General features: G+C 70.0%; 19 protein-coding genes and 1 pseudogene. 13 read left to right on the forward strand and 7 right to left on the reverse strand.

Annotated features, from left to right (window positions below; translation table 11 throughout):
• Both VGT80_RS16755 and VGT80_RS16760 read right to left on the reverse strand, forming a co-directional pair.
• A pseudogene (locus tag VGT80_RS16755) lies at window positions 1–143 on the reverse strand (hypothetical protein); the annotation flags it as partial.
• Window positions 130–759, reverse strand: coding sequence for an NYN domain-containing protein (locus VGT80_RS16760; protein ID WP_327457798.1), 630 nt, complete (start codon window positions 757–759; stop codon window positions 130–132). The gene VGT80_RS16760 and the pseudogene VGT80_RS16755, both read right to left, overlap by 14 nt.
• A 52-nt stretch (window positions 760–811) precedes the next feature.
• Here VGT80_RS16760 and folK point away from each other — a divergent pair, with 52 nt between their 5' ends.
• The 3 genes from folK to VGT80_RS16775 all read left to right on the forward strand — a co-directional run bounded on the left by folK (window position 812) and on the right by VGT80_RS16775 (window position 4,064).
• Entirely contained in the window at window positions 812–1,300 is a 489-nt protein-coding gene (gene folK / locus VGT80_RS16765; RefSeq protein WP_327457799.1) for a 2-amino-4-hydroxy-6-hydroxymethyldihydropteridine diphosphokinase, read from the forward strand.
• A gap of 92 nt (window positions 1,301–1,392) precedes the next feature.
• Window positions 1,393–1,752, forward strand: a complete 360-nt coding sequence (rpoZ, locus tag VGT80_RS16770) for a DNA-directed RNA polymerase subunit omega (RefSeq protein WP_327457800.1) — start codon at window positions 1,393–1,395, stop codon at window positions 1,750–1,752.
• An 80-nt stretch (window positions 1,753–1,832) separates the two neighbouring features.
• Window positions 1,833–4,064 carry a bifunctional (p)ppGpp synthetase/guanosine-3',5'-bis(diphosphate) 3'-pyrophosphohydrolase gene (locus VGT80_RS16775; protein ID WP_327457816.1) on the forward strand — a complete coding sequence of 744 codons (2,232 nt, stop codon included), beginning with the start codon at window positions 1,833–1,835 and terminating at the stop codon, window positions 4,062–4,064.
• On the opposite strand, the gene VGT80_RS16780 is transcribed toward VGT80_RS16775, so the two are convergent.
• Together VGT80_RS16780 and VGT80_RS16785 are read right to left on the reverse strand one after the other, a co-directional pair.
• The gene (locus VGT80_RS16780) at window positions 4,061–4,876 is read right to left on the reverse strand and encodes a hypothetical protein (protein WP_327457801.1); all 816 of its coding nucleotides are present in this window, start codon (window positions 4,874–4,876) and stop codon (window positions 4,061–4,063) included. The genes VGT80_RS16775 and VGT80_RS16780 overlap by 4 nt on opposite strands.
• Before the next feature lie 49 nt (window positions 4,877–4,925).
• Window positions 4,926–6,308, reverse strand: a complete 1,383-nt coding sequence (locus VGT80_RS16785) for a peptide MFS transporter (RefSeq protein ID WP_327457802.1) — start codon at window positions 6,306–6,308, stop codon at window positions 4,926–4,928.
• Window positions 6,309–6,356: 48 nt separating this feature from the next.
• Here VGT80_RS16785 and pyrE point away from each other — a divergent pair, with 48 nt between their 5' ends.
• The 4 genes from pyrE (at window position 6,357) to VGT80_RS16805 (ending at window position 9,968) form a co-directional block, all read left to right on the forward strand.
• The gene (gene pyrE / locus VGT80_RS16790) at window positions 6,357–6,941 is read left to right on the forward strand and encodes an orotate phosphoribosyltransferase (protein ID WP_327457803.1); all 585 of its coding nucleotides are present in this window, start codon (window positions 6,357–6,359) and stop codon (window positions 6,939–6,941) included.
• Window positions 6,942–7,091: 150 nt separating this feature from the next.
• Entirely contained in the window at window positions 7,092–7,850 is a 759-nt protein-coding gene (locus VGT80_RS16795) for a pyridoxine 5'-phosphate synthase (RefSeq protein ID WP_327457804.1), read from the forward strand.
• Window positions 7,847–8,245, forward strand: coding sequence for a holo-ACP synthase (gene acpS / locus VGT80_RS16800; protein ID WP_327457805.1), 399 nt, complete (start codon window positions 7,847–7,849; stop codon window positions 8,243–8,245). Before VGT80_RS16795 ends, acpS begins: the two co-directional genes overlap by 4 nt.
• A gap of 181 nt (window positions 8,246–8,426) precedes the next feature.
• Window positions 8,427–9,968: a sulfotransferase gene (locus VGT80_RS16805; RefSeq protein ID WP_327457806.1), complete on the forward strand. Its 1,542-nt coding sequence runs from the start codon at window positions 8,427–8,429 to the stop codon at window positions 9,966–9,968.
• Here VGT80_RS16805 and VGT80_RS16810 read toward each other — a convergent pair.
• Complete coding sequence (locus VGT80_RS16810; RefSeq protein WP_327457807.1) at window positions 9,965–10,330, reverse strand: nuclear transport factor 2 family protein; 366 nt, start codon at window positions 10,328–10,330, stop codon at window positions 9,965–9,967. The genes VGT80_RS16805 and VGT80_RS16810 overlap by 4 nt on opposite strands.
• A 14-nt stretch (window positions 10,331–10,344) precedes the next feature.
• Entirely contained in the window at window positions 10,345–11,247 is a 903-nt protein-coding gene (locus VGT80_RS16815) for an EamA family transporter (RefSeq protein WP_327457808.1), read from the reverse strand.
• 106 nt (window positions 11,248–11,353) lie between these two features.
• On the opposite strand from VGT80_RS16815, the gene VGT80_RS16820 reads away from it, so the two are divergent.
• Entirely contained in the window at window positions 11,354–12,571 is a 1,218-nt protein-coding gene (locus VGT80_RS16820; protein ID WP_327457809.1) for an SGNH/GDSL hydrolase family protein, read from the forward strand.
• Window positions 12,572–12,574: 3 nt separating this feature from the next.
• Here the strand turns inward: VGT80_RS16820 and VGT80_RS16825 are convergent, their stop codons facing one another.
• On the reverse strand, window positions 12,575–14,611 hold the full coding sequence (locus VGT80_RS16825) for a S9 family peptidase (RefSeq protein WP_327457810.1): 2,037 nt from the start codon (window positions 14,609–14,611) through the stop codon (window positions 12,575–12,577).
• 167 nt (window positions 14,612–14,778) lie between these two features.
• Here VGT80_RS16825 and lepB point away from each other — a divergent pair, with 167 nt between their 5' ends.
• The 5 genes from lepB to recO form a co-directional block, all read left to right on the forward strand.
• Window positions 14,779–15,555, forward strand: coding sequence for a signal peptidase I (gene lepB, locus VGT80_RS16830; protein WP_327457811.1), 777 nt, complete (start codon window positions 14,779–14,781; stop codon window positions 15,553–15,555).
• A 10-nt stretch (window positions 15,556–15,565) separates the two neighbouring features.
• A complete protein-coding gene (rnc, locus tag VGT80_RS16835; RefSeq protein WP_327457812.1) occupies window positions 15,566–16,291 on the forward strand; it encodes a ribonuclease III in 726 nt (241 codons plus the stop codon).
• Window positions 16,288–17,235: a GTPase Era gene (gene era, locus VGT80_RS16840; RefSeq protein ID WP_327457813.1), complete on the forward strand. Its 948-nt coding sequence runs from the start codon at window positions 16,288–16,290 to the stop codon at window positions 17,233–17,235. Before rnc ends, era begins: the two co-directional genes overlap by 4 nt.
• Window positions 17,236–17,392: 157 nt before the next feature.
• Window positions 17,393–17,869, forward strand: coding sequence for a nuclear transport factor 2 family protein (locus tag VGT80_RS16845; protein ID WP_327457814.1), 477 nt, complete (start codon window positions 17,393–17,395; stop codon window positions 17,867–17,869).
• A gap of 176 nt (window positions 17,870–18,045) precedes the next feature.
• Window positions 18,046–18,599 (forward strand): DNA repair protein RecO (gene recO, locus VGT80_RS16850; RefSeq protein WP_327457815.1); only part of this gene is annotated, 554 nt, incomplete at its 3' end.

Raw genomic sequence — 18,599 nt, forward strand, 5'->3', positions numbered from 1 at the left:
TCGCCGAACGAGGCGACCGCGCCGTTGAACCAGCCGGGATGGGCCTGCGCGTTGGCGGCGCGATAGGCCACCAGCCTGGGGCACAGCGGGCAGTCGGCCGGCGCCTCGGGCGGATAGGCCGTCATCGCCTCAAGCGTCGGCATCGGCCTCGTCGACGGGGTCGTGGTGTTCGCGTTCCCGCTCGAGGTCGCGTTCGTGCGCCCGGCTCTCCTGGATGAACCGCGGCAGGCGCGAGGGCCGGCCGATGATGTCGGCGAGGTCGGCCAGGTCGACAAAGTTGTCCGCTTGGCGGCGCAGGTCGTCGGAGGCCATGGGCGGGGTCGACTTCACCGTCGAGACCACGGTCACCCGCGCGCCCTTGCGCTGCACCGCTTCCACGAGACACCGGAAGTCGCCGTCGCCGGAGAACAGCACCAGGTGGTCGGCCGCGCCGGCCATCTCCATCATGTCGACGGCGATCTCCACGTCCATGTCGCCGCGCCAGCGCTTGCGCCCCTGGCTGTCGGTGTATTCGCGCGCCGCCTTGGTGACGAGGCGGTAGCCGTTGTAGTCCAGCCAGTCGACCAGCGGCCGGATCGGCGAGTACTCCTCGTTCTCGACGAGGGCGGTGTAGTAATAGGCCCGCACCAGCACGCCGCGCTTGCGGAACTCCTCCAGGAGCTTGCGGTAGTCGATGTCGAAGCCCAGGCCCTTGGCCGCCGAATAGAGGTTGGCCCCGTCGATGAAGAGCGCCAATCGGTCCGTGGGGTAGAAGGTCATAGCTCGAAAATTCCTAAAGGCGGGGACCGCGGCGCTGGACGACCTGGTCGTCGTGGCGCTCGGCAGCAATATGGCCGGCGGTTTCGCTTCGTCCGAAGCGCTGTTGGAGGCGGCTCTGGCGCGGTTCCCCGAGGCGGAATTGCCTGTCCTGGCGCGGTCGGGCTGGTGGCGTTCCACCGCCTGGCCCGACCCCGCGGCTCCTGAGTATCGCAACGGCGTCGCGCTTGTCGAGGCGAGGCAGTCGCCGGAGGCGGTTCTGGAGGCGCTTTTTTCCATCGAACGATCATTCGACAGAACGAGAGGCGCCCGGAACGCGCCGCGCACGCTCGATCTTGACCTGATCGCCTACGGTCGGCGGGTCATCGATGCCCCCGAAGGCGCCCATGGCTTGAGGCTGCCGCACCCCCGCGCCCACGATCGCCGGTTCGTCATGGGCCCCCTCGCCGAGATCGCGCCTGACTGGGTCCATCCCGTGCTGGGCAGGACCGCTGCGGAACTGGCCGCCGAGGCGACCGTGGGGGCGGACGCTGCGCCCATTTGATCATTTCTCTAGGGAAGTGCGGCCTTTGCGGCATTGCACAATGACCCCCGAACCTCTATTTTCGCCAGTTCTCTCCCCGACCTGAGGACTCCATGGCGCGCGTCACTGTCGAAGATTGCATCGAGAAGGTTCCCAACCGCTTCGGCCTGGTGCTGCTGGCGGCCCAGCGGGCGCGGGCCATCTCGGCCGGCGCGTCGCTGCTGGTCGATCGCGACAACGACAAGAATCCGGTCGTCTCGCTGCGCGAGATCGCCGACGACGTGGTCGATCCCGACGAGCTGCGCGAAGGCGTGATCAGCGGCCTGCAGCGCGTCGACGAGCGTTCCGAGGCCGAGGAAGAGGCCGAAACCCTGGCCCTGCTGGCCGATCCCACCCATACGCAGATGAGCGAGATGGAGCTGGTGCGGGCCCTGCAAAGCGACCGCGATGGCGGCCAGGAGGAGCGGTACTGAGCCCAGAAGGCGCAGATCCGCTCACCACCCCGGCGGCGCAACCCGCCGCCCGCAAAACCGATGCCCCGACGGCGGGCGCCCTGAAGAATCCTCCCAAGGAGGAGGCCCCCAGGGACGTCAAGTCCGCGACGGCCAAGCCGAAATTCCTCCGCCAGTTCGAGCTGATCGAGAAGGTCCGCTCCTACGATCCCTCGGCCGACGAGGGCCTGCTCAACCGCGCCTACGTCTACGCCATGCGCATGCACGGGGCCCAGAAGCGCGCCTCCGGCGACCCCTATTTCGCCCATCCCATCGAGGTGGCCGGCATCCTCACCGACTACCGGCTCGACACGGCGACCATCGTCACGGCGCTCCTGCATGACGTGATCGAGGACACCCCGGTCACCCGCGCGGAAATCGACCGTCTGTTCGGGGCCGAGATCGGCGAGCTGGTCGAGGGCGTCACCAAGCTCTCCAAGCTGGAGCTCTCCTCGGAGCACCTGCGCCAGGCGGAGAACCTCAGAAAATTCATCCTGGCCATCTCCAAGGACGTCCGCGTCCTGATGGTCAAGCTGGCCGACCGTCTGCACAACATGCGCACGCTGGGCTTCATCAAGCAGCCGGCCAAGCGCGAGCGGATCGCCCGCGAGACCCTCGACATCTACGCCCCGCTCGCCCGCTCCATCGGCATGCACCGCATGACCACCGAACTGGAGGAGCTGGCCTTCGAGCACCTCAATCCGGTGGCCCACAAGGCGATCCTGCGCCGCCTGGAGACCCTGCGCACCCAGCAGGGGGGCGCGGTCTCCATGGTCTCCGGCGAGATCGGCTCGCGCCTCGAGGCCGCCTTGGTGCCCAGCCGCGTCTATGGCCGCGAGAAGCATCCCTTCTCGATCTGGCGCAAGCTGCAGCGCAAATCGATCGGCTTCTCGCAGCTCTCCGACATCTACGCCTTCCGGGTGATCGTCGACACCGAAGAGGACTGCTACCGCGCGCTGGGCGTCATCCACCGCGCCTGGCCCTGCGTGCCCGAGCGGTTCAAGGACTTCATCTCGACGCCCAAGCGCAACAACTACCGCTCCCTGCACACCACCGTGGTCGGGCCCAAGGGCATGCGGATCGAGATGCAGATCCGCACCGAGGCGATGGACCTCGTGGCCGAGGAGGGCGTGGCCGCCCACTGGCGCTATAAGGATCAGTCGTACGGCTTTGATATCGAACACCAAAAGGCCGCCGGCGGGCGCGACCCGCTGGTCAATCTGCGCCACCTCGTCCAGGTGTTGGAGCACGGCGGCGACGCCGAGGAGCTGGTCGAGCACGCCAAGCTCGAGATGTACCTCGACCAGGTGTTCGTCTTCACCCCCAAGGGCCAGCTCGTCAGCCTGCCCAGGGGCGCCATGCCGCTCGATTTCGCCTACGCCGTCCACACCGACATCGGCGACACCACGGTCGGCGTGAAGGTCAATGGCGAGCTGAAGCCGCTGCGCACCGTGCTCTCCAACGGCGACGTCGTGGAGGTCATCCGCGGCGGCAAGCCGGCCGTGCCGCCGGACTGGCGCTCGCTAACCGTCACCGGCCGCGCCCGCTCCGCCATTCGCCGCCACATCCGCCTCACCGAGAAAGAGGAGTTCACCAAGCTCGGCCGGGCCACCGTGCAGCAGACCTTCGAGAGCGTCGCAAAGACCCTGAAGGACGTCTCGCTGCGGCCGGCGCTGGACCGCTTCGCCATGGCCAGCGAGGACGACCTCTTCGAAGCGGTCGGCCGCGGCCGCGTGGCGCCGCCGCTGGTGCTGGAGGCGATCTTCCCGGGCCTCAAGGTCTCCGAGAAGGAGGCCGCCGCGGCCCGCCGGCGCATCGAAGGCGGCAAGCAGGCCAGGCTCTATGTGCGCGGCGGCGGCCTGACGCCGGGCGTCACCATCCATTTCGGCGAATGCTGCTCGCCGGTCCCCGGCGACCGCATCGTCGGCATCCTGGAGAGCGACGGCCGCGGCATGACCGTCCACACCATCGACTGCGAAAAGCTGGCTGAGTTCGAGGACCGCGAGGAGCTGTGGCGCGACCTGCAGTGGACGCCCGAGGCCGAGCGCAACGCCATTGCGCGGGCCCGCCTCACCGCCACCATCCGCAATGCGCCCGGCGTGCTGGGCCAGGTCGCCACGGTCATCGGCGAGGCCGGCGGCAACATCGTCAACCTGCGCATGCATCACCGTCAGTCGGACTTCTTCGATGTGGACATCGACGTCGACGTGCAGGACGCCAAGCACCTGACCCACATCGCCGCGGCGCTCCGCGCCAACCCCAGCGTCGAGACGGTGGACCGCGCGAAGGGCTAGGGCTTCGGCGGCGGCGGTTGCGGTGTTTGGTAGGCTCCGGTGACCGCCTTGTCTGAGGTGGTCATCACCGAGGAGGTCGGCGCCTGGCCCTGCTTCTGCCGGGCGATGTAGATCAGTTCGTTCAGCGCGCCCTGATGGCCCGGCTGCAGCTTCAGCGAGTCCTGATAGGCCGCCTCGGCCTCATCCAGCCGCTTCAGCTCGGTCAGGGCGTAGCCTTTGGCGCGAAGCATTCGGGCGCGATCGGCATCGGCTGCGATCTTCACGGTCGTCAGCCACTGATCGGCGGCGCTCAGCGCTTCCACCGGCCGGTGCATGATTTCCAGGGCCGCGATCTTCTCGTTGACCAGCTTCGGATTGTCCGGCTGCAGCTTCAGCCAGTGCTCGGTGATGGTCAGCGCCGCCTGCGGCAGGTTGCCCTCATTGGCGATGCTGGCCAGCAGCATGGCCGCGTTGCCGTAGGTGTTGAACTCGCGGCGCACGGTCAGGCTCCGGCGCTGGGCCGCCGCGCCCAGCAACAGCGCCAGGTTCGCCGTGGCCGGCACGTCCTCGTCGCGAATGATCACCAGATCCCCGCGTTGCTCGATGCGCGGGTAGCTGGCCGGCGCGTGTTCGAGCACGTCCCGCAGCTCGGCGATGTGTGGGACCATCGCCTGCAGGCTGCCCGAAGCCAGGACCGCCATCACGATCTTCTGGTCCGCCGCTTCCCGGGCGCTGATCGCTGGGGCGGGCGCGAGGCTTTGGGCGAAGGCGGCCGGCGCGGCAAGGCCCAGGGCGGCGGCGATCAGGATGGCGAGGCCACGGCGGTGTCTCATCGTGTTCTTCAACGCACGGGCGGCTGAATGGGCGCTGAACCCCAGCGGCCTATGCCCTCGCCATCAGCACCCGGTTCAGCGGCGTCCACAGCACCAGGATGATCAGCCCGGCCGCCGCCGCCGAGCCGGTGTGCAGCAGCCAGAAGGCCGCTGGGCTCATGCGCTCGTAGAACTGGCCCACATAGCCCACCAGCAGCGAGCCCGCGAACACGCTCAGGAAATAGATGCCGATCATCAAGGCGTTGATCGCCGCCGGCGCAGCCCTGGAGAACAGCGCCATGCCTATCGGATAGACGAACAGGTAGCCGGTCTGGGCCAGGAAATGGAAACCGATGGCCCAGGGCAGGGCGACCTTGCCCGGGCCGGCCAGCCCCGCCGCCACCGCCAGGAGCGAGTAGGCGCTGGCCGCCAGGCCGCAGCCGATCGCCATCTTGCCGAGCGCATTGGGCTCGCGCCCGCGGCGCGCCTGGGCGTCCCACAGCCGGATCAGGATCGGCGCCATGCCAATGGCGATGCCGGCCTGAACCGCCTGCAGCCAGGTCACCGGCAGGGTCAGGCTCCCGACCTGGCGGTCCAGGTGCGCGCGGGCCCAGATCATGTAGGTGTTCAGCACCTGGCCGTTGGCCACCCAGAACAGCGCCACCACCACCAGCAGCACGCCGAGCCCCATGAGCCGCGGCGCGTCGGCCGCGGTGAGCTTCGGCGTCTCGCCCAGCCGCTCGGAGGCCACGTCCAGGGTGTCGGGCGGCAGCTTGCCGTAGCCGGCCAGATAGATGCCAAGGCTCGCCAGCATGCCAACGCCGGCCGCGGTGAAGCCCCAGTGCCAGCCATAGAGTTCGCCCAACGTCCCGCAGATCAGCGGCGCCATGAACACCCCCACATTGGCCGCCAGGTAAAATAACTGGAACGCCGCCTCGCGCCGCCGGTCGGCGCCCACATAGAGGTTTCCCACCTGCGCCGAGATATTGCCTTTCAGCATGCCGCAGCCGGTCATCAGCAGCGCCAGCGCCACGAGGAACGGCGCCTCGAAGGCCATCAGGAAGTGTCCGGCCGCCATCATCGCCCCGCCCACCAGCACCGCGCGCTTCTGGCCCAGCCAGCGGTCGCCGATCCAGCCGCCGAACACCGGCGTGAACGAGCAGAGCCCGGCATAGAGCCCGAAGATCTGGCTCGACAGCGCCTGCGGCGACAGCGGTCCGAAGACCCCCTCGATCCCCGCCCGGAACACCCCGAACCCGGCCACGTGCTCGATGTGCCCGCGATGCAGCAGCTGGCTCGTCATGTAGAGCACCAGCAGCGCCTGCATGCCGTAGAAGGAGAACCGCTCGAAGGCCTCCATGAAGGCCAGGTAGGCCAGGCCCGCCGGATGGCCGAAGAACGCGCGCTCGCGCCCCTCCAGCGCGACATCGGCAAGGGCGATCTCGGCGGCCATCGTTCAGTCCTATTTCGATCCGGGCCAAACCACACTATTTCGGAGCCCATGAACACCGAAGACGTGCTCGACGAATTCCGCGGCGCAGGAGCCCTGCGCGAAGGCCACTTCATCCTGGCCTCGGGGCGTCATTCGCCCATGTTCCTGCAGAAGAACCTGGTGTTCCAGTTCCCCGAGCGCACGGCGCGGCTGTGCAAGGCGCTCGCCGAGAAGATCGAGGCGAGGTTCGGCAAGCCCGACGTCATCGTCTCCCCGGCGGTGGGCGCGATCATCCCGGGCTACGAGACCGCGCGCTGGCTGGGCGTGCCGGCGCTCTATGTGGAGCGCGAGGACGGCGCCTTCCGCCTCAGGCGCGCCTTCAAGATCGCGCCCGGCGCCAAGGTCGTGGTCATCGAGGACGTCATCACCACCGGCGGCTCGTTCCGTGAGGCCGTCGAGCCGATCGCGGCGGCCGGCGGCGAGGTGCTCTGCTGCGCCTGCATCGTCGACCGCTCGGGCGGGCGGGCCGATGTCGGCTACCCGCTGGTCGCCCTGGCCACCCTCGACGTGCCCTCCTACGCGGCCGACGAGATTCCGCCCGCGCTCGCCAGGCTGCCGGCCGAGGAGCCGGGCTCGAAGAGGCTCAAGGCATGAGCCTTCCAACCGCTCATCCCGGCGAAGGCCGGGACCCAGATCCGATGGGGTCGAGGTTCGCTGGACTGGCGCTGCGTCCCTGGAGCCCACATCTGAGCCATTCCATCTGGGCCCCGGCCTTCGCCGGGGTGAGCGGTGAAGGGAATTGCCGTGGCTTCGCTTAGGTTGGGCGTGAACATCGACCATGTGGCGACCGTCAGGAACGCCCGCGGCGCCAGCTATCCCGATCCCGTGCGGGCCGCCGAGATGGCGCTGGCGGCCGGCGCCGACGGCATCACCGCCCACCTGCGCGAGGATCGCCGCCACATCTCCGACGCCGACATCGATGCGCTGGCCGCCATCACGCGGCGCCGCGGGCGGCCGCTCAATCTGGAGATGGCCGTCACCGCGGAGATGGAGGCCATCGCGCTCGCCCACCTGCCGCATGCCGCCTGCCTGGTGCCCGAGCGCCGCGAGGAGGTGACCACCGAGGGCGGCCTTGACGTGGCCAAGGGCCACAACGCCATCACGCCAGTGGTGCAAAGGCTCTCGAACGCCGGAATCCGGGTCTCCTGCTTCATCGATCCGGACCTGGAGCAGGTCGCCGCCGCCGCCAGCGCGGGCTCGGCGGTGGTCGAGTTGCACACCGGGGCCTACTGCGACGCGGTGCGCGAGCGCAATCCGCAGGCCGCCGCCATGCTGGAGAGGCTGCAGGCCGCCGCCGCCGAGGCGGCCCGCCTGGGCCTTGAGGTCCACGCCGGCCACGGCATCGACTACGAGACCGTCAAGCCCATCGCCGCCATCGGCGAGATCGTCGAGCTCAACATCGGCCACTTCCTTATCGGGGAGGCGATCTTCATCGGCCTCGGCCCCGCCATCCAGCGCATGCGCGCGCTGATGGACGAGGCCAGAAGCGTGCGCGCCGCGTGATCCTCGGCCTCGGTTCCGACCTCTCCGACATCCGCCGCGTCGAGGCCAGCCTCGAGCGGTTCGGCAAACGCTTCACCAACCGCTGCTTCACCGAGATCGAGCGCGCCCGCTCGGAGCGCAAGCCCGACCGTGCGGCCTCCTACGCCAAGCGTTTCGCGGCCAAGGAAGCCTGCGCCAAGGCGCTCGGCACCGGCATGCGCCGCGGCGTCTTCTGGCGCGACATGGGGGTGGTCAACATGCGCTCCGGCCAGCCGACCATGGCCCTGACCGGCGGCGCGGCCGCCCGCCTGGCGGAGATCACGCCGGCCGGCCATCGCGCGGTGATCCACCTGACGCTCACCGACGACCATCCCTACGCCCAGGCCTTCGTGATCATCGAAGCGGTCCCGCAATAGGCGCCTCCGGGGCGATCGGGCGCCGGTGACGCCCCACCCTTAGGTTGCAGACCTGCGACGGAAGTCCGGCAACCGTCACGTGTAAGGCCAAGCCGTTACGGCCCTGCAACGTGGCGACATCCGCCCGCGCGTGCGTCGTGGCGAGATGGCCTCGGGGGCTGGACGGGAGGAGATTGGGCGCGTGCTCTCACTGTTGCGCTGGCGTTCGGCGCCCCTGGTCGGCGCCGGCATCCCTTCGGCCATCAGCCCCATCGTCATCGGCGGCTGCGGGTCCAGCGGCACCACCTTGCTGCGCCAGATGCTCGACCGCCATCCGGCCATCTTCTGCGGGCCGGAAAGCACCCTGTTCCTCCACCGCACCACCTCGATGCAGGTCCTGGCCCGGCGCTTCGGATTCGCCGAGGAAGACCTGCGCCACTGGCGCGACGAGAGCCTGACCAAGGTCGAGTTCATCGAGCGCTTCCAGGCCGCCTGCCTGGCGGCGAGCGGCAAGTCGGTCTGGGCCGAGAAGACGCCGGAGAACATCCGCGAATTCCCCAACATCGCCCGCCGCTTCCCGCGCGCCCGGCTGGTCCACGTGATCCGCGACGGCCGCGACGTGGCCTGTTCGCTGCTCGACGCCGAATGGATGCGCCTGGAGAAGATCACCGGCGGCGCCGATCGCAATTCACCGGAGGCGCTGGAGGCGGCCATCGGCTATTGGGCCGAGCGGGTGGCCTTCGGCCGCCGTCTGGCGGGCTCGCCCAACTATCACGAGGTCCGCTACGAGGACCTGCTGGCCGACCCGCAGACCTGCCTGCGCGAGCTCCTTCGGTTCGTGGACCTCGACTGGGACCCGCGCGTCCTGCGGGCCGACGCCGGCGCCCCCACGCCCGATGGCGGACCGATCTTCCACTCCTCCGTCGGCCGCTGGCGCGACGAGCTCAGCGGCCATGAGGCCGACATCGTCGACCGCGCGGCGGGCCCGCTGCTGGCCGAGCTCGGCTACGCCCCCGACCGCAGCTGGATCGCTGGCCAGCCCCGCACGACGCTGAGCCCGCGCCCGCGTCCCTGTCGCCCCGCCGTCCACGGCCTCAAGGGCCGGCTGAAGGCCCTGCGCTGCGAAGGCGTGGCCCTGGCCCTGCTGCTCAAGGACCGCGCCGCGCCGGCCGGCCCCAAGCTGCTCGCCGCCCTGGTCGCGGCCTATGTCGCAGCGCCGGTCGACCTGATCCCCGATCGGCGGCCCGTCGTCGGCTATCTTGATGACCTGGCGGTGGCCGTCCTGGCCCTGCCGCTGATGATCCGCATGGCGCCGGCCGCCGTGATGCGCCGCCATCGCATCGCCGCCGCCCGCTTGCTCAGCCGCCGGGTCTGGCAGGTGGCGCCGCGCCGTCCGCTCGCCGCGCGCCTGCAGCTTCGCGAGCGGCTGTCCCGGGTCTGGGCGGGCCTGCTCGGCGCCTTCACGCCGCCCGGCTATGTGGTCGACGCCGAGCTGCGGTTCGTCACCGTGAGCCCGGGCGCCCTGCGCACCTGGGGCAAGGCGCCCGAGGAGGTGCTCGGCAAGCGCATGCTCGACGTCTTCCCCGGCCCCCCGGGCGAGAGCTACCAGGCCCATCTGGACGCGCTCAGGACCTCGCGGGCCATGCATCTGAAGATCATGTCGCGGGTGTTCGGCCGCCCGATGGAGGTGGCGATCCGGCCGATCTGCGGCGGCCTGCGGGTGCAGTTCGCGCTCGCCGCCTAGCCGGCCATCTGCGACGGGTCGTAGAAGAAGGTCTCGCGCCAGACCTTGTCGCCGCGCCACGTCTGCCAGGCGATCTCCTCCTGGGTCAGGGTCGCGCCGTCCTTGCGCGTGAAGGTGAACCGCCAGCGGATCGCGACCTGGTCGCCGTGGATCAGCGGCCCGCCCAAGAGCTCGGTCTTGACGCCCGCCACCCGCGACAGCGTTCGCGCCTCCCCGGCCATCAGCGCCTCGCGCCCGAGGCGCGGTTCGCCCTGGTTCTCCTGCATGGAGGCGTCGGCGGCATACCAGCGCTCGATGGCGCCCACATGGTCCTCGCTCATCACGTCGGCGATGAAGGCCTCGAGGGTTTCGCGGCTGGGCATTTCCAGAGGCTCCTTCAGGCGGCCGGCGCGGGCAGCCAGCGGCGTGAGACGACCGGCCAGAAGACGTTGAGCGCCAGGCCGCCCAGCACCAGGGCCGCGGCGGTCAGCTTCCAGCCGGGCAGGGGCTCGCCCAGCACCAGGGCCGAGGCCCCCATGCCGATCACCGGCGCCAGCAGGGAGAGCGGCGAGACGGTCGCGGCCGGGTGACGGGCCAGCAGCCAGCCCCACACCGCATAGCCAAACAGGGTGTTGCCCACCGACTGCCAGGCGACCGCGGCCCAGACCGTGGCGTCGGCATGGACGATCGCCCCGCTCACCGCCGGCCAGCCCTCCAGCGCCAGCGCCAGTCCGAACAGCGGCGCGGCGGAGAAGGGCGCGGCCCAGACCACATAGGCCAGCATATTGACCCCGCCATTGGCCCTGGCCGCCATGTTGCCGCCGGCCCAGGAGAGCGCCGCCAGCAGCACCAGGGCCAGGCCCAGCGGCCTGACCTCGGCGCCGGCGTGGGCGATCAGCCAGGCGAGACCGGCGCCGGCCACCGCCAGGGCTGCGATCTGATAGGGCCGCACGCGTTCGCCGGAGAGCCACATGGCCAGGCCCACCGTGAAGAAGGCCTGCATCTGCACCACCAGCGAGGCCAGGCCCGGCGAGATCAGGCTGTTCATGGCGATGTAGAGCAGGCCGAACTGGCCGACCCCGATCAGCAGGCCGTAGAGCGCCAGGTTGCGCCAGCTCACCGCCGGCCGCTTCAGGAAGAACACCGCCGGGAAGAGGGCGAAGGTGAAGCGCAGCGCCGCGAAGGTCAGCGGCGGCACATGGTCCAGCCCCACCCTGATGACCACGAAGTTCGAGCCCCAGACGACGATGGCCGCCAGCGCGAGCAGGGCGTGGCTGACGGGGAAGGACGCGCGCTCCATCGGGGCTATGTGATGGAGCCGGGCCGATGCGGCAAGGCCGTTCAGCCGACGCTTTCGGACGCCGCCGCAGGCGCTATGCTGTCCCAGGATCGAAGGGGAGGGCGCCATGGGGCTGAAGCTGATCGTTTGCGCATTGGCCATGGCGCTGGCGGCGCCGGCGCAGGCCGCGCCCGCCCCATCGGGGCCGGCCAGCTGGGTGGCGAGTTGGGCCGCTCCGCCCGCGCCGGCCATGGCCTCGGCGAGCGGCCGCTTCGCGCAGTTCGCCAGCCCGAGCTTCAACAACCAGACCGTCGTCGACACCGTGCGGCTCAGCGCCGGCGGCGCGCGGCTGCGCGTGCGGTTCACCAACGAATATGGCGCCAAGCCGCTCACCATCGGTCGGGCCCGCGTCGCCCTGGTCGCCGCCGACGGCAAGATGATCCCCGGCAGCGCCCGCGACCTCGCCTTTTCCGGCGCCGCCTCGGCCACGGTCCTGGCGCATGCGCCGCTGGTCAGCGATCCGGTCGCCCTTGCGACCTCGCCGCTCGCCCGCCTGCAGGTCAGCCTCTACCTGCCCGAACAGACCGAGCCTTGCGGCTGCCACGCCCAGGGCGGCCAGCTGGCCGACATCTCCCCGCCCGGCGACTTCACCCACGCCCCGTTCACCCCCGTCGGCCACACCGAGAACCGCGTCTTCCTGTCGGGCGTCGAGGTGGAACGCACGATCAAGGCCCCGGTCATCGTGGCCTTCGGCGACTCCATCACCGACGGCTATCAATCCACGCTCGGGGCCAACCGCCGCTGGCCGGACCGCCTGGCCGAGCGCCTCGCGGCCGCGGGCTCGAAGGCCGCCGTGGTCGACGCCGGCATCGGTGGCAACCGGGTGCTCAGCGACGGCTTCCTGCCGGTCTTCGGCGAGAGCGCGCTCGCCCGTTTCGACCGCGATGTCCTGGCCCAGCCGGGCGCGACCCACCTGGTGATCCTCGAGGGCGTCAACGACATGGGCATGGCGCCGACGCCGAGCGCGCAGGCGCTGATTGCCGGCTATCGCCAGCTCATCGCCCGCGCCCACGCCCATGGCCTGAAGGCGATCCTGGCGACCGTCCTGCCCTACAAGGGCGCGTTCTACTTCAAGCCCGAGGGCGAGGCCGTGCGCCAGGCGGTCAACGCCTGGATCCGCACCGCCCACGAGGCCGATGGCGTGGTCGACTTCGACGCCGTCATCCGCGATCCGGCCGACCCCGCGAAGATGCGCAGCGGTCTGCAGTCCGGCGACTGGCTGCACCCCAACGACGCCGGCTACCGCGCCATGGGCGAGGCCGTCGACCTGAAGCTGTTCCGCTAGCGCCTACTGCGCCGCCGCCGCTGTCGCGGAACCGCCCGGACCGTCGTTCAGATGGGTCTGCAGCCACGCCGCCCAGCGCCGCCAGACGTCGCGCGCGCGGATCGGGTCGGCGGGGCTGTGGCCGGGCACCGGATAGGCGACGAAGCTCACCGGCACCTTGTTGTCCCTGAGCGCGTGGTAGAGCTTGTAGGCCTGGGTCGTGGTCACCCGCCAATCGCCCACGTCGGACATGATCAGGGTCGGGGCCTTCACCCGCCAGGCATAGCTGATCGGCGACTGCACCCAGTAGGATTTCAGGTTGTCGCCGACGAACGGCGAGGGGCCATAGCCCCAGGCCCGCTGGGTGTTGTTGTCCGACAGCGTGTACTGGTCGATGATGTCGGTCACCGGCGCGCCGGCGATCGCCGTCTTCCAGACCTCCGGATAGTTGCCGATCAGCCAGGAAGTCATGTAGCCGCCGTAGGACCAGCCCGTCACCGCGATACGGCTCTCGTCGACGATGCCGCGCTTCTCCAGCGCCGCCACCCCGGCCATCACGTCGCGCCCGGGACCCGCGCCGCTGTCCTTGATGATCGCCGCCTGGAAGGCGTCGCCCAGGTTGTCGCTGCCCCGGTAGTTGGGCTCGAACACCAGCCAGCCATGCGCCGCCAGGCTCTGCGGAATGGGCGAGAAGGTCTCCAGCGACGCCGCTGTCGGGCCGCCGTGGATATAGAGCACCAGGGGCAGCTTCTTGCCGGCCACGTAGTCCGGCGGATAGGTCAGCACCCCGTCCGGCTGGAACTGGTCGCTGGTCCAGCTCACCGTCTCCATGCGCCCCAGCTCGACGCCGTCGGTGGCGGTCTGCAGGTGGGTCAGCTGGACCGGCTTGGCGCCCGGCTTTGGCAGCAGGAACAGCTCCGCCGGATGGGTCGCGTCGCTGGCGGTGAAGACGATGGCGCCGGTCTTGCCAACGCTGCCGCCGCCGCCCGGGTTCAGCGGACCGAGCGGGATCGGCGTCACGCCGCCGCCCAGCTTCTGCAGCCACAGCCTGCCATGCGTGGCCTCCGTCCCGGCCAGCACCAGGCCGCGGCCGTCGGGCGTCCAGCCCACCAGCGACACCGCCCGGTCGAGGTCGGCCGTCGCGTTGGTCGGCGCCCCGCCCGCCAGGTCCGCCACATAGACCGAGGAGATGTGTCCGCGGATGCTGCCGCGCGGATGGGCGAAGGCGACCCGCGCGCCGTCCGGCGAAAGTGTCGGCTCCGACTGCGCCGTCTCCGTGGCGGTGATCGAGCGCAGGCCGCCCGTCGCCACGTCCACCACCGCCAGTCGGCTGGAGGCGCTGTCGCCGGTGATCGGCGAATCGGCCTTCACGAACACCACGCCCTTGCCGTCGGCCGTCCAGGCGAGCTGCGAGGGCGGCCCGCCGGGGGGCAGGGAATTGGGCAGCGACCAGTCGCCCTTGGTCACCCGCCTGGCCGCGCCATCGGCGAGGGCGACGGTCCAGACGTGGGTGGGCAGGACCCGCGCGCGTTCGGTGTAGTTGTTGTTGCCGACCTCGAAGGCGTCCTCGAACTTCGCCTCGCCCTTGAGCTCGGGCGCCTCGTCGGGGGCGGCGTAGGCCAGGGCCGCGCCGTCGGGCCGCCAGGCCAGCAGGCTGATGGCGGTCTTGGAATGGGTCAGCTGGCGCGCATCGCCGCCGGTCATCGGCAGGATGAAGACCTGCGCCTTCTTGGCCGCGTCCTGGGCGAGGAACGCGATCTTGTCGCCGGTGGGCGACCAGCGCGGCGAGCCGACGCCGAGCCGGCCGTGGGTCAGCACCTGCACCTGCTTGGTGGCGATATCCACCAGCTCGAGTTCGCTGTCCCAGCGGTCGTCGGTCATGTTGGCCCGCGCCACCACCATCGCCACGCTGCGCCCATCGGGCGAGATCTGCGGGTCGGTGATGCGCACGATCCTGGGCAGGTCGTCGGCGGAGAACCGCCGCGCCTGCGCCGTCCCCGGCGAAGCCAGCATCGCAAGGCAGACGGCAGCCGCGGCGCCGGATGTCAGAATACGGATCATGCTCAGGTCCCCCACGATCGACATGGGAGGACAACCGCCGCGCGGCGTCAACGCCGTGCGCGCCGTGCGCTCATGACCCAGTCTTCATGGACCCTGGCCTTGCTCCCGGCCTATCCAACGCGTAGCAACACTCCCGTCCGGCCCGCCGGACCCATTCAGGACCATCCATGAGCGAGAACGTGGCCGCGCAGAGCCAATCCAAAACCAGCGCCGCGACTGAGATCGTCGAGATCATCAAGACGGTCGTCTACGCCCTGCTGATCGCGCTGTTCCTGCGCGTCATCTTCTTCCAGCCGTTCACCATCCCCTCGGCGTCGATGGAGCCCAACCTCTACGAGGGCGACTACATCATCGTCTCGAAGTTCACCTACGGCTGGTCGCACCATTCCATCCCGTTCAGCCCGCCGCTGTTCAGCGGCCGGATCATGGACAGGCCGGCGCACCGCGGCGACATCGTCGTCTTCAAGTTGCCGCGCGACAACCACACCGACTACGTCAAGCGGGTCATCGGCCTGCCCGGCGACCGGATCCAGATGAAGCAGGGCCTGCTCTATCTGAACAACGTCCAGGTGCCGCGCGTCTTCCTCGGCGTGACCAAGGAGGATTCCGGCTACGGCTTCGTCCGCGACGTCTTCAAGTACCGCGAGACCATCGACGGCAAGTCCTTCACCACCAACGACTTCGGCACCGGCGAGGAGCTGGACAACACCGACGTCTATGTGGTGCCCCAGGGCCACTACTTCATGATGGGCGACAACCGCGACAATTCCTCCGACAGCCGCGTCCCGCCGGCCGCGGGCGGGGTGGGCTACGTGCCGGCCGAGAACCTGGTGGGCAAGGCGCAGATCATCCTGCTGTCCTGGAAGCCGGGCGCCTCGATCCTCAAGCCCTGGACCTGGGTGCTGAACGCCCGCCCGAGCCGGTTCTTCCACCTGCTGCAATGAACGCCCCCAGATGAACGCGAGGGGGGCGGCCATCGCCGAACTCGAACGCCGGATCGGCCACGTCTTCGCCGACCGCGACCTCCTGGAACTGGCCCTGACCCACGCCAGCGTCGGCAAGGGCGCCCGGAAGGTCAGCGACAACGAGCGGATGGAGTTCCTGGGCGACCGGGTGCTGAACCTGATCGTCGCCGAGCACCTCATCGCCGCCCTGCCGGAGGCGAGCGAGGGCGAGCTCTCCAAGCTGATGGCCAGGCTGGTCAACTATCACGCCTGCGCCGAGGCGGCCCGCGCGGTGGGTCTGCCCGAGGCGCTGCGGCTCGACGCCAGCGCCACCAAGGTCGGCGCGCGCGACAACGACCGGGTGTTGGGCGACGCCTGCGAGGCGCTGATCGCGGCCCTCTACCGCGAGGGCGGCCTCGACGCCGCCCGCCGTTTCGTGACGGAATTCTGGGCCGACAAGTTCGCCAACCTCGACGCGCCGGGCAAGGACCCCAAGACCATGCTGCAGGAATGGGCCATGGCCCGGGGCCTGGCGCTCCCGGCCTATGCGTTGGTGAAGCAGGAGGGGCCCAGCCACGAGCCCCGCTTCACCATCGAGGTGCGCGTGGCCGGCGTGGAACCGCAGACCGCCGTCGCCGGCTCGAAGCGCGACGCGGAGAAGGACGCCGCCCAAAAAATGCTCGACCGCCAGATGCTCGACCGCCAGCTTCCCGATAGTCCGGAAAACCCGTCATGACGCCCAAGGGAACGACACGGGCCGGCTTCGTCGCCATCATCGGCGCGCCCAACGCGGGCAAGTCGACGCTGACCAACCGCCTGGTCGGCGCCAAGGTCTCCATCGTCACCCAGAAGGTGCAGACCACCCGCTTTCCGGTTCGCGGGGTCGCCCTGGAGGGCCAGACCCAGATCGTGCTGGTGGACACCCCGGGGATCTTCCAGCCGCGCCGCCGGCTCGACCGCGCCATGGTCCGCGCCGCCTGGGGCGGGGCCGAGGACGCCGACGCCATCGTCCATCTCGTCGACGCGCCGGCCGAGCTCGCCGTGCAGGGCGGCGGCGGCTCCGGCGCCGACCGCAAGGCCGCCGAGGACGTGGCCTCCATCGTCGAAGGCCTCAAGGCCGGCAAGAAGACCGCCATCCTGGGCCTCAACAAGATCGATGGGATGAAGCGCGAGACGCTGCTGGAGTTGTCGAAAACCCTATTCGAAACCGGCGTCTATTCCGACGTCTTCATGATCTCGGCCAAGACCGGCGCGGGCGTCGACGACCTCAAGCGCGCGCTCGCCCAGCGCATGCCGGAAAACCCCTGGTTCTATCCCGAGGACCAGACCGCCGACCTGCCGGCCCGCCTGATGGCGGCCGAGATCACCCGCGAGAAGCTCTATCTGCGCCTGCACGAGGAGCTGCCCTACGCGGCCTCCGTCGAGACCACCAGTTTCGAGGAGCGCAAGGACGGTTCGGTGCGCATCGAACAGACCATCTATGTCCAGCGCGAGAGCCAGCGGCCGATCGTGCTGGGGGCCGGCGGCCAGACGCTGAAATGGATCGGCCAGAAATCCCGCGAGGAACTCACCGAACTGTTCGGCCACACCGTGCACCTCTTCGTGCACGTCCAGGTCGACGAGGGCTGGGCCGACCGGCAGGAATTCTACGGCAGCATCGGGCTCGATTTCGATGTCTGAAAATCCCCCTGTCATCCCGGTTTTGGCCGCAGGCCAAAGACCGGGACCCCCGACGCCTGATGGTCGAGATGACGCGGTGGCGGCGCCGATTTCCAAATCCGACGATCAGGTGCTGGGGGTCCCGGTCTTTCGCTTCGCGAAAATCGGGATGACAGTTTTGGGATTGCTCCTGGCAAGCCCCGCGCTCGCCGCGTCCCGCAGGACGAGCTCCGACGAAGCCGCCGTGGGCCGGGTGCTCGACGCCTTCCACGCCGCCGCCGCGCATTCGGACTTCAAGGCCTACTTCGACCTCTTCACGCCCGATGGCGTGTTCATCGGCACCGACGCGGCCGAGCGCTGGAGCGTCCCGGAGTTCAAGGCCTACGCCAAGGCGCCCTTCGCCGCCGGCAAGGGCTGGACCTACACGCCGCGCCAGCGCCACGTGACCCTCGCCCCCGTCGCCTGCAGATGCGTCGCCTATTTCGACGAGTTGCTGGACTCCAGGTCCTACGGCACGAGCCGCGGAACCGGCGTGCTCCTCAAGGGACCCCACGGCTGGAAGGTCGCCCAGTACGCGCTCACCTTCCCGATCCCCAACGACCTCGCCAAGGACACCACCGACCGCATCAAGGCGTTCGAGGCGAAGGCGAAATAATCCCGTGTCATCCCGGTTTTGGCCAAAGGCCAAAGACCGGGACCCTCGGCGCCTGATGGTCCGAGCTGACGCGTTGGCGGCGCCGTTTCCAAGCCCAACGATCCGGCGCTGGGGGTCCCGGTCTTCGCGTGCCGCGAAACCGGGATGACACCCGAGTTTCAGTGCTAACAAACGCTATGGAATTCGAGGACGACGCCTTCGTGCTCTCGGCCCGCGCCCACGGCGAGACCGGCGCGGTGGTCGAGCTGCTCACCGCGCGCCACGGCAAATATGCCGCCCACGTGGCCGGCGGCGCCTCGCGCAAGATGAAGGCCTTCCTGCAGGCGGGCTCGGCGGTGGTCGTCCGCTACCGCGCCCGCACCTCCGACCAGCTCGGCTCGGCGCAGCTGGAGCCGGTGGGCGAGGGGCCCTCGGCGCTGTTCGACGACGCCCTGGCCCTGGCCGGCCTATCGGCGGCGGCCGCGGTCGCCGCCGGCGCCCTGCCCGAGCGCGAGCCGCATCCCGGCGCCTACCTGGCCTTCGAAGCCCTCTCTACAGCCCTCGCGAACCCGGAAATCTGGCCCGCCGTCTTCGTCCGCTACGAGGCGGGCCTCCTGGAAGAGCTGGGCTTCGGCCTCGACCTCTCCAAGTGCGCCGCCACCGGCGCCCTGGACGACCTGGTCTACGTCAGCCCCAAGACCGGCCGCGCCGTCTCCCGCGCCGCCGGCGAGCCCTACAGGGACCGCCTGCT

It is taken from the genome of Phenylobacterium sp., assembly GCF_035944335.1.
Classification (GTDB): Bacteria; Pseudomonadota; Alphaproteobacteria; order Caulobacterales; family Caulobacteraceae; genus Phenylobacterium.

What these genes read in the sequence shown, in the direction of transcription:
- VGT80_RS16760 (WP_327457798.1), bottom strand. Translation starts at nt 759, where the DNA reads ATGACCTTCTACCCCACGGACCGATTGGCGCTCTTCATCGACGGGGCC.
- rpoZ (WP_327457800.1), top strand. Translation starts at nt 1,393, where the DNA reads ATGGCGCGCGTCACTGTCGAAGATTGCATCGAGAAGGTTCCCAACCGC.
- VGT80_RS16780 (WP_327457801.1), bottom strand. Translation starts at nt 4,876, where the DNA reads ATGAGACACCGCCGTGGCCTCGCCATCCTGATCGCCGCCGCCCTGGGC.
- VGT80_RS16785 (WP_327457802.1), bottom strand. Translation starts at nt 6,308, where the DNA reads ATGGCCGCCGAGATCGCCCTTGCCGATGTCGCGCTGGAGGGGCGCGAG.
- pyrE (WP_327457803.1), top strand. Translation starts at nt 6,357, where the DNA reads ATGAACACCGAAGACGTGCTCGACGAATTCCGCGGCGCAGGAGCCCTG.
- VGT80_RS16810 (WP_327457807.1), bottom strand. Translation starts at nt 10,330, where the DNA reads ATGCCCAGCCGCGAAACCCTCGAGGCCTTCATCGCCGACGTGATGAGC.
- VGT80_RS16815 (WP_327457808.1), bottom strand. Translation starts at nt 11,247, where the DNA reads ATGGAGCGCGCGTCCTTCCCCGTCAGCCACGCCCTGCTCGCGCTGGCG.
- VGT80_RS16820 (WP_327457809.1), top strand. Translation starts at nt 11,354, where the DNA reads ATGGGGCTGAAGCTGATCGTTTGCGCATTGGCCATGGCGCTGGCGGCG.
- VGT80_RS16825 (WP_327457810.1), bottom strand. Translation starts at nt 14,611, where the DNA reads ATGATCCGTATTCTGACATCCGGCGCCGCGGCTGCCGTCTGCCTTGCG.
- lepB (WP_327457811.1), top strand. Translation starts at nt 14,779, where the DNA reads ATGAGCGAGAACGTGGCCGCGCAGAGCCAATCCAAAACCAGCGCCGCG.
- rnc (WP_327457812.1), top strand. Translation starts at nt 15,566, where the DNA reads ATGAACGCGAGGGGGGCGGCCATCGCCGAACTCGAACGCCGGATCGGC.
- era (WP_327457813.1), top strand. Translation starts at nt 16,288, where the DNA reads ATGACGCCCAAGGGAACGACACGGGCCGGCTTCGTCGCCATCATCGGC.